The following is an 11,745-nucleotide window of genomic DNA, read 5'->3' as shown; positions in this document are numbered from 1 at the left end:
GCCGGGGCCGCCCGGACCGTGGCAGGTCCAGGGCAACCCCGGCGTCGTGGTGACGCGCTGCCGTGCGAGGTCGCGGCCGATCAGCCGGGGAAGTTGCCGAGCTGAGAGTCGAGTGACTTCAGCAGCGGCACGAAGTGCTCCTCGTGCCGCACCGCCAGCGCCCGCTGGGCCTCCCGTACGGCGGCCAGGACCAGGTCGGCCAGGCCCTGGGCGTTGTCCGGGGTGGCCACGGCCGGGGTGATCCGCAGGTCGGTGAGGACGCCGTTGCTGTCGACCGTGGCCTTCACCGCGCCGCCCCCTGCCGTGCCCTGCACGGTCAGCGCGCTGAACTCCTCCTGGGCACGGGCCAGGTCCTGCTGGAGCTGCCGGGTGTTGTCGAGGAGTCTCTGAAGGCCGGGGCCGCCGTCGAGGTTCACGTCTGCGTTCCGATCGTATGAAGGCCGGACAGGGGGTGGGGCGCCGGGTCAGCGCTTGCTCCACTTCTGGTTGTCGGTGCCGTAGCAGGTCCAGAGCTGGAGTTTTGTGCCGTTGGCGGTGCGCTTGTCGGTGATGTCCACGCACTTGCCGATCACGGTGTTCACCAGGTCGTGAGACTTGTTCACCTTGAACTTCTGGGCCCAGCCGCCATTGCACCGGGCGAGCTGGACGGGGGTGCCGCTGCCGTCGGAGGCGCCCGCCAGGTCCATGCAGAGGCCGTACATCCGGGCCGTGCCGTCGGAGCGGAAGTCGATCTTCTGGGAGGAGCTGCCGTCGCAGTCCCAGATCTGCAGGCGGGTGCCGTCCTTGGCGGCCGGCGCGGAGATGCAGCGACCGCTGTCGTGGCTGTAGACGGAGACGCCCGGCGCCACGTCCTGATCCCGCTGGGTGCTGTTCTGCTGGGTCGTGTCGGTCGAATCGCCCGAGGACGAACCACCGTTGGAGCCGCCCGAGGCCGAACCCGATCCGGAGGCGGGACGGGTGCCGGCCGGGGACGACGGCGGGTCCGCGGCTTCCAAGGCGGGTCCGCGACGTCGCCACCGGTGCCCCCGGATCCCTTCGTGACCGGCAGGCCGTAGGAGCCGCCTCCGCCCGCACCGCCGGTGCCGGGCGCGGCAGCCCTGCCACCGTCCGACTTGCCCGGCGCGGACGCGGTGTTGTGCGGTGCGGGAGTCGAGGCGGCCGGTGAGAGGACGTCGGCCGCTGCGGTCTTCTTCTTGGCGGCCGGGTCGGACGGGAGGTTGGCGACGGCGAAGACGACCAGGACCGCTACCGCGGTGAGGGCTCCTGCGGCGACCAGCCACTTCCACGGCCGGGGGCGTGGGTTGGTGCCTTGCGAGGACTTCGTCGTGCGCCGGACGAACGCGTCGGCGAAGCGCGAGGAGGCCCCGTCGAGGAGCGAGGGGTCCTGCGGCTTGGGCTGGGGAGGCACTCAGTCTCCTGGGAACTCGGAAACCACGGAGCGGTCATGGAAAGATGATGAGCCGACTGTCGCAGCGTAGCTTAGCGCTCCGGAGCCACACGATGCACACGGTGTGACGCGGTCTTCAGTCACTGGGCAAACGCCCGTGCCCCGGGTCGGCGCCCTCTTCGGGCGCGTGGGCCGCCCGTGCACCCAGTGGGGCGATCACAACGGTATTCAGCGAGTGTTGTGCCGTTCGTCCCCGTGCGGTGCCATGGTGTCGGGTGGGTGATCCGCCGGACGGCTGATCACTCGGGTGCTTGCCGCCGCCGGGCGGGAGGTGTGGGCGTGTGTGCACCCGTGGACTCCCGTACCACCAGATGCGGTGTGAGCCTCTCGGAGCCGACCTCCTGACCCGCCATGCGCCGGATCAGCAGTTCGACCGCCCGGTGTCCCTGCTCGGCCATGGGGGAGTGGACGCTGGTGAGCGGGACGGGGAGTTCGGCGGCCAGGGGCGTGTCGTTGTAGCCGGCCAGCGCGAGGTCGCGTCCGAGGCGAAGCCCGAGGTCGCGGGCGGCACCCGCGGCTCCAATGGCCGCGAAGTCGTTCACGGCGAAGAGGGCCGTCGGCCGGTCGTGTGACGCGGACAGCAGACGGAGCGCGGCACGGCGTCCGCCGGCCGTGTCGAAGGCCGAGTGCACGACACGCCGGGCCGGCAGGGGCACTCCCGCGTCCCGGTAGTAGTCGACGAACCCCTGGGACCGGTCGGTTCCGGTGCTGGCGAAGGGTTCTCCGGCGATGACGCCGACGGAGGTGTGGCCCAGGCTGAGCAAGTGCTCCGCGACGAGCCGACCGCCCAGCCGGTCGTCGCACGTGACGGAGGTGTGGCCGGCGTCGGTCCGGCGATTGACGAGGACGAAGGGCGTGGCGCGCAAGGCCGGCAGGGCGAGGGCCGCGCCGTCCAGGTGCGCGTCACCGATGACCAGGCCGTCCACGCGGCGGGCCAGCACCATGGCGATCCGCTCTCGCTGGAGGTCCGGATCGTCGTGTGTGTTCGTGACGAAGGCCGACAGTCCGTGTGCCGAAGCGGCCTGCTCGGCTCCTTCGTAGATCGTGGCCATCGCGATCTCGGACAGTCTCGGCACGAGGACACCGATGAGATTGCTCCGGCGGGTGCGCAGACCCTTCGCCAACGGATTGGGCCGATACCCCAGTTCGTCCGCGAGTTCCCGGATGCGTCGGGCCGTGGTGCCCGACGCGGCGCGCGTACCGTCGTCGCGCGACCCGTTGAGCACCCGCGAGACGGTCGACACGTGCAAGCCGAGCCGCTCGGCGATGCCCTGGAGCGTCACTGGACCTTCGCCCGTCATGACCGCACCCCGCCCTTCGTTCAATAGCCCACCCGTGCCTGCGGTGGAACCCATTGTCGCGCAGGCCCGTGAGGCACGGTCCGCCACGGGGGAGGGAGTCTGCGCGCGTCGGCTGCCGAAGGCCGGACCGAATCTACCCAAACGTTTGGCGCAAACGTTTGGGTAGCTGCATACTGACGTCGGCACAGACCTCAAATCCCATGACCCACTGATCAGTTGGGTCGGCTGCTCGACGAAGGAGCGAGATGGAGCGGGTGGAGTTCTCCGATCAGGTGCTGGCAGCGTTCCGGGAAGCGATCGCGGGAACCGGCTGGGGGGATGCGCGCTACAGCGTCGGGGGACGAAGACGCGGTGGGTCCTGGTTCGCGCTGACCGTTGCGCTCGGCTTCGCGCTCGTCATCGGTGGCCTGACGACCTGGCTGATGGTCTCCTTGTGGCCCGAAGTGCCGTTGCAGGGCGTCATGGCCCTGTCGTTCGGCTACGTCATGACCCTCCTGACACTGTGGCTCGCGTGGGCCTGTCGACCCGGCCTCCAGCACCCGGCCACCTGGGTCGTGGTGTGGGAGGAAGGGCTCGCATGGCTTTCGGAGGGTGGTGTCCCCGTGGTCCTGGCCTGGGACGAGATCGCAGGCGCGTGGCACACCGTGACGTCGGTGCGGGATCAGTACGGCAAGGAGTTCAAGCGGACCCACAGGCTGGAGGTCCAGCCCGCAGCGGATCCGGGCCCCTTCGGCCGCCTTCGGCTCGAGCCCGAATTCCCCCACGTGGCGGAGATCGCCGCGTTCGTCACAGCCCGGGTCCACGCCCCCTGAGGACTTCCGGAGCGGCGGCCGCGAGCGCCCCGAGAGAGGGCCCTGCCCGGGCCGGATGCAGCGACCCCGGACTCCGTCCGGCGGGCCTCTGCAGCCGTCACACGCGGCGTTCAGCCACCGGCCGGAGAGCGGGAGCCGCCCACGACGTGCACCAGGATGTCCGGCACGCCTACCAGCCCGGCCACGGCCTCGGACGACGCCTTGACGCCCTCGAATGTGCTCAGGTCGGCGGGCACGAAGGCCACGTCGGCCGTCTCCGGAGCCGTGCGGGCGATGGAGACGACCCTCGCCCCCGCCTCCCGCAGCAGCCGTGCCGTCGCCAGCCCGGCTCCCTTGCTGCCGCCCGCCACCACGGCGACGCGTTCGTCGAGATCATTGCTGTTCATGTCCGCCAGCGTGGGCCCTCTCCCGGGGGGAGACTCAAGCCGGGCAGCGGCCTGCCTCCGATCCCGTCGAGGCGTCGACACGGTCCCGGTTCGGGCCGGGGCGTCAGGTGGTGGACTTCTCCCCGAGCTTCCGGGAGAACGCGGTAGCTGACGCACGCGACGCCTCGCTCAGGGGCGGCTTGTCGCCGAAAACGGACTGGAACGGGGGTATCTGATCTTCCGCTGTGGTCTGGGTGATGCCCCAGACGGTGCTGGTCGATTCGTTGTCGCTCTTCTGGATCATGGCAGCGGACTGGGCGCGCTCCTCGGTGCTCAACCTCCGCCCCTGGTCCTGCGCTTGAAGCAGCAGGGTCGCCAGGATGTCCGCCTTCACGATGCCGGCGGTGTCGAAGGCGTCGTGTCCGTACGTCGCCATGGCACCGCTGTCGACGTCCAGTATCGCCACGGACATCCGGTTGTCGCCGAAGAGCGCGGTCACGGGCGCCAGAGCCGGTTCGAGAACGAACGGTTTCCGCGTCGGGGCGGGCGACGGGGACGCTTTTGGCGCTTCCGCAGGCGCCTCGCCCGCCTTTGCCCGGGCCGAGACGGCCGATGGGGACGGAGCTTTCGCCCGGGCGGACGCGGACGACTGACCGGAGTCGCTCCCGGTGATGGCATAGGTGCGAAGTTCGAGATCACCAGGCATCTCGACGGCGCGTCCCTTCCTGGTCGTCGACCGTTTCCTGTTCCGGACGGCGAGACGCACCTCACACCTTAGCGGCGTCACATATCAGGTCACGGATGGTCAAGAAGGGGTGTAACGGCGGAACAGTCATGAGCTGGGACCGACCGACTTACGCCCACGAAGGAGGTTCACTGTCATGAGCGCACTCACCGACCTTCTGTCGGCCGACGGCATCCGGCTCGATGTAGAGGCGGAGGACTGGAGGTCCGCCGTTCGCGCGTCCGGGCAGGTGCTGGTCGACGAGGGCATCAGTACGGCCGAGTACACCGAGGCGATGGTACGGAACGTCGAGGAGAACGGCCCCTACATCGTCATCGCCCCGGGGTTCGCTCTGGCCCACACCCGTCCCTTCGAGGCGGTGCTGAAGACCGGCATGTCCTGGGTGAGGCTGGCCTCCCCCGTGGCCTTCGGCCACGAGACCAATGATCCGGTGCAACTCGTCGTGGGGCTGGCCGCCGTCGACTCCCAGGCACACACGGCGGCGCTTGCGGCTCTGGCGAAGATACTCGCCGACGGCGACAACGTCCGCGCCCTTCAGCAGGCGACGAGCCCCGCGGAAGTGCTGCGGGTGCTCGAGGGTGAGCCCAGCGGCGCCGACGGCCAGACAGGCTCGCGGACTGCCGCGGCCAAGGAGGCTCCTCCGGCCCCTTCGGAGCACAAGATCCTCACCGTCTGCGGCAACGGCGTGGGAACCAGCCTGTTCCTGAAGAACACCCTGGAGCAGGTGCTCGACCGCTGGGGCTGGTCCCGTCAGGTGTCGGTGGAGGCCACCGACACCATCTCCGCCAAGGGGAAGGCGTCGGAAGCCGTCGCCATCCTCACCTCTCAGGAGATAGCCAGAACGCTGGGTGACGTCGGCATCCCCGTGAAGGTCGTCCGCGATTTCAGCAGCACCACCGAGGTCGACGCCGTCCTGCGCGACACCTACGACGTGTGACGAGAGAGAACCTGTCATGGACTGGGTCATAGACATAGCGAAGTTTCTCGTCAACGAGATACTCAGCCAGCCCGCCTACCTGATCGGCATCATCACCGCGCTGGGGCTGGCCGCTCTGAAGAAGTCCGTCGGGCAGACGGTCGGCGGTGCCATCAAGGCCACCCTGGGCCTGCTGCTGGTCGGGGCAGGCGCGGGGCTGGTCAGCTCGTCCCTGGATCCGCTGGGCCGGATGATCCAGGGCACCACCGGCACCCACGGGGTGATTCCGACCAACGAGGCCATCGTCGGCATCGCGCAGAGCGAGTTCGGTGCCCGGGTCGCCTGGCTGATGATCCTCGGATTCCTGGTCAGCCTGGCGCTGGCCCGGTTCACGCCGCTGCGCTACGTGTTCCTCACCGGCCACCACATGCTGTTCATGGCGACGCTGCTGACCATCGTCATGGCCACCGCCGGACAGGGCTCGGTCGCGGTGGTGCTCGGCGGCGGCGTGCTGCTGGGCATCCTGCTGGTCGCTCTCCCGGCCTTCGCACATCCCTGGACGAAGAAGGTCACCGGCAACGACACGTTGGCCATCGGCCACTTCGGCACCGCCGGCTACATCGTGTCGGGCGCCACGGGGCAGCTCGTGGGCAAGAACAGCCGCAGCACTGAGGAGATGAAGCTGCCCGAGGGGCTGCGCTTCCTGCGTGACTCCATGGTCGCCACCGCTCTGTCGATGGTCCTCATCTACCTGGTGATGTCCCTGCTGTTCCTGGCCAAGGTCGGCCAGGACGCGGCGTTCAAGGCGTTCGCCGGAAGCGGCGGTGACCCTGCGGCCAACGTGGGCAACTACATCATGCAGTCGGTGATGCAGGGCCTGCAGTTCGGTATCGGCGTCGCGGTCATCCTCTTCGGTGTCCGCACCATCCTCGGTGAACTGGTGCCCGCCTTCCAGGGCATCGCCAGCCGAGTGGTGCCCGGTGCCAAGCCGGCCCTGGACGCCCCGATCGTCTTCCCGTACGCGCAGAACGCCGTACTGATCGGGTTCATCTTCAGCTTCCTGGGCGGCCTGACGGGTCTGGCGGCGCTTATTTGGGTGTTCAACCCGGCATTCGGGCTGGCCCTGGTGCTGCCCGGCCTCGTGCCGCACTTCTTCACCGGTGGCGCGGCCGGTGTCTACGGCAACGCCACCGGCGGACGTCGCGGCGCCGCGGTGGGCTCCTTCCTCAACGGTCTGCTGATCACGTTCCTGCCGGCGATCCTGCTCAAGGCGCTCGGCTCGTTCGGAGAGGCCAACACGACCTTCGGCGACGCCGACTTCGGCTGGTTCGGTGCCGTGCTCGGCAGCATCGGCAAGCTCGACGGAACGGTGGGTCTGATCGGCATGCTGATCTTCGGTCTGATCATCCTGGCCGGTGCCTGGATCATGCAGACGAAGGTCGTGGACCGCGGCTGGATCCCGGGCGGTGGCATCACCGCCGCCCCCGCGGAAGCGGCCGCCGTCGTTCCCGCGCAGGCTGCGGGGAGGGCGACGTACGCGAAGATCGCCCCACCACGCGGCGCTCCCACCCCACCGCCCGCTCCCTGAGCGGTCGTTGTCGCTCCGGCGGCGGCGGGCGGCGGGCGGCGGTCGTACTCGGCGGACAGTCAGCACTGCCGGCTCCGGGAACGCGGGACGGCCAGCCGCGTGTCAGCGGCTGGCCGTCGAGCAATGCGATGTGGTGTGACGTATCCGGCGTCCTTCGGACCGCAAGCGGCGCCTCGGACACGTCGAGCGGATGGTCTCCAGCCGCTGAGTAACCCCATTACTCATCGTTTCGCCCGTCGGGCGGCCGGGGGCTCTCCCGGCCGCCCGACGGTGCTCTGTGTGAGCGTCGGACACTCAGGCGGTGGCCTGTGCCGCCTCGTTGATGAGGCGCGCGACATCGCCGGGACGCGAGACGCTGACCGCGTGCGAGGAGGTGAGGCTCATGACCGTGGCCTTCGCGCGTTCAGCCATGAAGATCTGGGTCTGCGCCGGGATGTTGCGGTCCTCGGTGGCCACGAGAACCCACGAGGCGATGTCCTTCCACGCCGCGGCCGAGGCGCCCTCCCCCAGCGCGGCATCGGTCACGGGCCGCTGGATGGCTGCCATGACCGCGGTGGTCTCCGCGGGGACGTCAGCGGCGAACTGCTGATGGAACGCGCTCTGCTCGATGTAGAGGTCCGCGGCCTGGCTTCCGTCGAGCAGCGTGACAGGCACCGGGCGGAGCACGTCCGCGAGTGTGCTGCCGGGGAACTTGCCGGACAGTGTGACGGCGCTCTCGCCCACTTCGGGCAGGAAGGCCGCGGCGAAGACGAGCGCCCTGACGTTGTCCAGTCCCTTCGCGGCGACGCTCATGACCGAGCCGCCGTAGGAGTGGCCCGCCAGGACCACGGGGCCGTCAATACCGGCCACGAGTTCCCTCACGTACGCGGCGTCGCTGGTCAGGCCGCGCAGCGGATTGCTTGCGGACACCACCTTGTAGTCATGGGACTGGAGCCTTTCCACCACGCCGTTCCAACTGGACGAGTCCGCGAAGGCGCCGTGGACGAGTACGACGGTGGGCTTCCCTGATGTCATCGGATTGACCTTTCCATTGTCCGCGCGAGGACCGTGCCACTCATGGCGCGCCCTCTCGGGTGAATGTTCCGGAATATCCTCTTCACTCCATGTGACCGCACGGAGGTGTGATGTGTGACGCACCCCGCTACCGGAGATGTCCGCGGGCACACGGCCGCCACTGGGAGCCTGGATCCTCGCGCGTTGGATACACCGTCGCAGCCGGAGGTTGAGCGCCCGGCCGGCCACGTCCGGCCCGGTCTGCCTGATGGCCGAGCGACTCCGCCGACCCCTTCCTCTACAAGGTGGCGGCTCAAGCGCCGCGGTGTCCGCGGTGGGGAAGAACGCCGCACGGATGGCGTCCGTACCACTGGACACGCCCCTGTCTCGGGCCGTCAAAGGTGTTGCTGTGCCGACCGCGCCTTCCGGCACCTCGAGATTCGGCGGGACCTTGTCACAGACGAGGCCCTTGATCGGTCCGTACAGTGACTCCGAGTGGGACAGGTGACACTGTGCGTTTGACTCTCCTGGTTTCCCGTGCGTCAGGGATGGCGCGCGCGGCACACCGAGCTGCGATGGCTCTCCGCGCGACTGTGAGGGGCCGGGCACCGCGCTCGGAAGCCTCGGTCGGCAGCATCACACCGGGACCGGGTTGGCAGCACGTGGGCGGTCCCTTCCTCAGCCGGGCCCAGTGTCTCACCGCGCTGGCGGCCTACCGGGCCCACGACCCGGGACGCGAGTACCGGTACGGCACAGACGGCGAGGGCACCTGGAACGTGTATCTCAAGGCGCTTCCGACGTACGGGCCGGACGGCACCGGCACCACGTCGAGCGGGCGGGGCCGCCCGGCCCTGCGGATCGTCCGTCCCGAAGAGCACTGACCGACGGCCGCGACGGTTCCGGGCCCGCAGCCCACTCCCTCCGGCCGGTCCGCCCCCGGGGCCACGGAACCGCCACGGCCGGCCCACCCCGGGGCCACGGATCCGCCAGGGGGCCTCACGCATCGGCCCACGGCATTCCAAGGGCGCCGCAGGAGGACGCAGGGTGTGCACTGGGAGAAAGAAAGGGCGGAGGCCGGACTCACCCACCCCCCGAGCGACCGCTTCGCCCGCACGACAGCACGAGTGAGGCGATCCGCCGGTCGGCACTGCAAACGCCCCGTGTCTCTCAAGAGGGACGGTAACCAATCCAAGGGGTAGACCAGAAACGGCGCCGTCGGATCAGCCCACGGAACCCGCGCCCCACCAGACGCCTGGACTCCGGCTTCGCCTCCGGCTGCCGCGCACGCCACCGCGCCGGTCGTGTCACATGCCCTGGTTCCGACCGGCCCCACCACGTGCTGGTCGCGGAAGGCAGGGGCGCGTCCCCGTTCCCCGCAGCGGTGGTCGCGCTCCTACCACCGGGAGCAGCACTCGCTGGGCATGCCGGTGCTGACGTCACCCGGCGGCCCGGCCCGGCCCGGTGTTCTCCTGCCGCAGTACGCGCACGTCGCACACGGCCGCCGCGAACGCCTCGGGACGTTCCTGTGGGAGGTTGTGACCGGCGCCGGCCACCTTGCGGTGCAGTCGGGGCCCGGTGAAGTACCGGGCCGTCGCGGAGCCCTCCGTGGCCGGGAAGTTGCCGTCGGCCAAGCCGTCGAGGGTGATCGTCGGCACGGGAACCGGTGGGAGGCCGGCGAGACGTGCTTCGAGCTGCGCGTACGCATCGGCGCCGGGCGCGAAGCCCAGTCGGTGCCGGTAGGAGTGGACCACGACGTCGGTGTAGTCGGGGTTGGCGAAGGCCCTCGCGGTCCGATCCAGGTCGCGCGCGTGGAAGGCCCACTCGGGGGAGTTGCGTTCCCAGATGACCCGAGCGACCTCCCGGGGGTCGGCGGCCAGACCGGTACGGCCCCGTTCGGTGAGGAAGTAGTAGAAGTACCAGAAGCCCACCTCGCGTTCGGGCGGGAGAGGCCGCGTCGCGGCGCCGATGTCCTGAATGAGATAGCCGTTCACCGAGACCAGGCCGAGGACGCGCTCGGGCCACAGGGCCGCCGTGACGCATGCGGCGCGGCCTCCCCAGTCGTAGCCCGCGAGATAGGCCCGTTCGACGCCCAATGCGTCCATGAGGGCGATGACGTCGGCGCCGAGCGCTGCCTGTTGACCGGAACGGGGAGTCGACGGCGACCGGAAGGCCGTGGGTCCGTGGCCCCGCAGGTAGGGGACCACGACGTGGAAACCGTGGTCGGCCAGCAGCGGGGCCACGTCCACGTAGCTGTGGACGTCGTAGGGGAAGCCGTGCAGGAGCAGGACGGTGTCACCGTCCTCGGGGCCCGCTTCGTGATAGGCGACGTCCAGGACGTCCGTTCGCACGCGCCGGATGGGGGTCAGTGTCTGGCGTTCTTGCATGGTGATCCTCTGTGCTCCGCGTCAGGGGGCCGGACGGGCCGGAAACCTCACCGCGCAGCCGGTCGTCGGCGGGCTGCCACTTGATGACATTGATCCGAGGGCTCCTCGGGACCAGGGAGGTTACGGATCACAGACCGCATACCCGTCAGAAGTGTGACAAGGAGATCGGCCTCAGGAACAGGGGAGGGAGATCGAGCCTGGGCGCCCCGACGAGCAGGGGCGTGCGGCCCGCACGGTGACGAAGCACCTCGCCGACACCGTCGGACCCGGCCGCCGTCGGAGGGCTTCTGTTCTGATCCCTCTCTCGGCCGTCCTGCCCGCCCATGTGAAACCGGCGCGTCCGCCGACGGGGGCAACGCATCCCCTACGGCCCACCGGGGGGCCACCACCCAGTTGCCACGGACTTCCCCTGGCGCGGTCACAGGGTCGGCGCGCGAGGTCGGATGCAGCGGCCGACTGGGGCCGTTGCCCCACCGAGCGGAGGACGACGGTGAACACGAACAGGATGGAAGCCGGACACCGCGCGGTGCCGGACGGTCGGGCGGCATCCCCGGCCATGGACGACCTGGACGAGGCCGCGTCGGTGCTCCGGCGTGCTCGGCCCGCTCTCCTCAAGATCGCCCACCAGGTCCTCGGCAACGCCGGCGAGGCGGAGGACACGCTCCAGGAGCTGTGGCTGCGCCTGCAGCGCGCCGACCCTCGGGCCGTGCACAGCCGCGCGGCCCTGCTACGGACGATGACCGTCCGGGTGGCCGTCAACGTCCTCCACTGCGCTCGCCGGCGCCGGGAATACCGCGCCACCCCTACCTGCCGGAACCGGCGGACGACGACGAGACCGAGCCGGACGTGGTGGTCGAGGGGCAGAACGCGCTGGAGTGGGCGGGAGCACGGTTGCTGAAGACACTGACACCGCTGTCGCGCGACCAGTAGCGCCAGGACACCTCACGACGGCGGCGGACCGTCGACGCCGCCACGCACCGCCGGTTCGTGCAGGCGTTCCTCGGCGCCGCACGAGGCGGTGACCTGGAGATTCTGGAGTGGATCCTGCTGCGCGAGGTGGCCCCGACACCGTCGAACAGGCGCCCGCTGCGGTTCACCACCCGGTAGGGGAAGGACGCCCGCGCGCAGCTCACGCCCGAAGCGAGACAGGAAACGCGCTGGTGACGGCTTCCGGAGGGCTCGTGCCGACGTCCG

12 protein-coding genes are annotated in these 11,745 nt (G+C 70.0%); 5 read left to right on the top strand and 7 right to left on the bottom strand.

Annotated features, from left to right (window positions below):
- Positions 1–80: 80 nt before the first annotated feature.
- From ACGH52_RS00915 to ACGH52_RS00905, 3 genes are all read right to left on the bottom strand, one after another.
- Positions 81–416 (bottom strand): YbaB/EbfC family nucleoid-associated protein, encoded by a 336-nt coding sequence (locus tag ACGH52_RS00915; protein ID WP_361468058.1) that lies wholly within the window; start codon positions 414–416, stop codon positions 81–83.
- 48 nt (positions 417–464) lie between these two features.
- Positions 465–995, bottom strand: coding sequence for a ricin-type beta-trefoil lectin domain protein (locus tag ACGH52_RS00910; RefSeq protein WP_399936784.1), 531 nt, complete (start codon positions 993–995; stop codon positions 465–467).
- A gap of 691 nt (positions 996–1,686) precedes the next feature.
- A complete protein-coding gene (locus ACGH52_RS00905; protein WP_399936782.1) occupies positions 1,687–2,748 on the bottom strand; it encodes a LacI family DNA-binding transcriptional regulator in 1,062 nt (353 codons plus the stop codon).
- 245 nt (positions 2,749–2,993) lie between these two features.
- Between ACGH52_RS00905 and ACGH52_RS00900 the strand changes: the two genes are divergently transcribed.
- Positions 2,994–3,560, top strand: a complete 567-nt coding sequence (locus ACGH52_RS00900) for a hypothetical protein (RefSeq protein WP_399936780.1) — start codon at positions 2,994–2,996, stop codon at positions 3,558–3,560.
- 110 nt (positions 3,561–3,670) lie between these two features.
- On the opposite strand, the gene ACGH52_RS00895 is transcribed toward ACGH52_RS00900, so the two are convergent.
- Both ACGH52_RS00895 and ACGH52_RS00890 read right to left on the bottom strand, forming a co-directional pair.
- Positions 3,671–3,946 (bottom strand): SDR family NAD(P)-dependent oxidoreductase, encoded by a 276-nt coding sequence (locus ACGH52_RS00895; protein ID WP_399936779.1) that lies wholly within the window; start codon positions 3,944–3,946, stop codon positions 3,671–3,673.
- 103 nt (positions 3,947–4,049) lie between these two features.
- Positions 4,050–4,424, bottom strand: a complete 375-nt coding sequence (locus ACGH52_RS00890) for a hypothetical protein (RefSeq protein WP_399936777.1) — start codon at positions 4,422–4,424, stop codon at positions 4,050–4,052.
- 382 nt (positions 4,425–4,806) lie between these two features.
- Here ACGH52_RS00890 and ACGH52_RS00885 point away from each other — a divergent pair, with 382 nt between their 5' ends.
- Together ACGH52_RS00885 and ACGH52_RS00880 are read left to right on the top strand one after the other, a co-directional pair.
- Positions 4,807–5,607, top strand: a complete 801-nt coding sequence (locus ACGH52_RS00885) for a PTS sugar transporter subunit IIA (protein ID WP_399936775.1) — start codon at positions 4,807–4,809, stop codon at positions 5,605–5,607.
- A gap of 16 nt (positions 5,608–5,623) precedes the next feature.
- Positions 5,624–7,174: a PTS ascorbate transporter subunit IIC gene (locus ACGH52_RS00880; protein WP_399936774.1), complete on the top strand. Its 1,551-nt coding sequence runs from the start codon at positions 5,624–5,626 to the stop codon at positions 7,172–7,174.
- Positions 7,175–7,468: 294 nt separating this feature from the next.
- Here the strand turns inward: ACGH52_RS00880 and ACGH52_RS00875 are convergent, their stop codons facing one another.
- Positions 7,469–8,188 carry an alpha/beta fold hydrolase gene (locus tag ACGH52_RS00875; RefSeq protein WP_399936772.1) on the bottom strand — a complete coding sequence of 240 codons (720 nt, stop codon included), beginning with the start codon at positions 8,186–8,188 and terminating at the stop codon, positions 7,469–7,471.
- A gap of 641 nt (positions 8,189–8,829) precedes the next feature.
- Between ACGH52_RS00875 and ACGH52_RS00870 the strand changes: the two genes are divergently transcribed.
- Positions 8,830–9,048 carry a hypothetical protein gene (locus ACGH52_RS00870; RefSeq protein WP_399936770.1) on the top strand — a complete coding sequence of 73 codons (219 nt, stop codon included), beginning with the start codon at positions 8,830–8,832 and terminating at the stop codon, positions 9,046–9,048.
- Positions 9,049–9,603: 555 nt separating this feature from the next.
- Here the strand turns inward: ACGH52_RS00870 and ACGH52_RS00865 are convergent.
- Positions 9,604–10,515 carry an alpha/beta fold hydrolase gene (locus tag ACGH52_RS00865; RefSeq protein ID WP_399936768.1) on the bottom strand — a complete coding sequence of 304 codons (912 nt, stop codon included), beginning with the start codon at positions 10,513–10,515 and terminating at the stop codon, positions 9,604–9,606.
- 526 nt (positions 10,516–11,041) lie between these two features.
- Between ACGH52_RS00865 and ACGH52_RS00860 the strand changes: the two genes are divergently transcribed.
- Positions 11,042–11,449 (top strand): sigma factor, encoded by a 408-nt coding sequence (locus tag ACGH52_RS00860; protein ID WP_399936767.1) that lies wholly within the window; start codon positions 11,042–11,044, stop codon positions 11,447–11,449.
- Positions 11,450–11,745 lie beyond the last annotated feature (296 nt).

This window comes from Streptomyces sp. BBFR25 (assembly GCF_044590125.1).
Lineage (GTDB): Bacteria > Actinomycetota > Actinomycetes > Streptomycetales > Streptomycetaceae > Streptomyces > Streptomyces canus_D.
The sequence above is the reverse complement of the archived record's forward strand: the minus strand, read 5'-3'. Positions and strand labels throughout refer to the sequence as shown.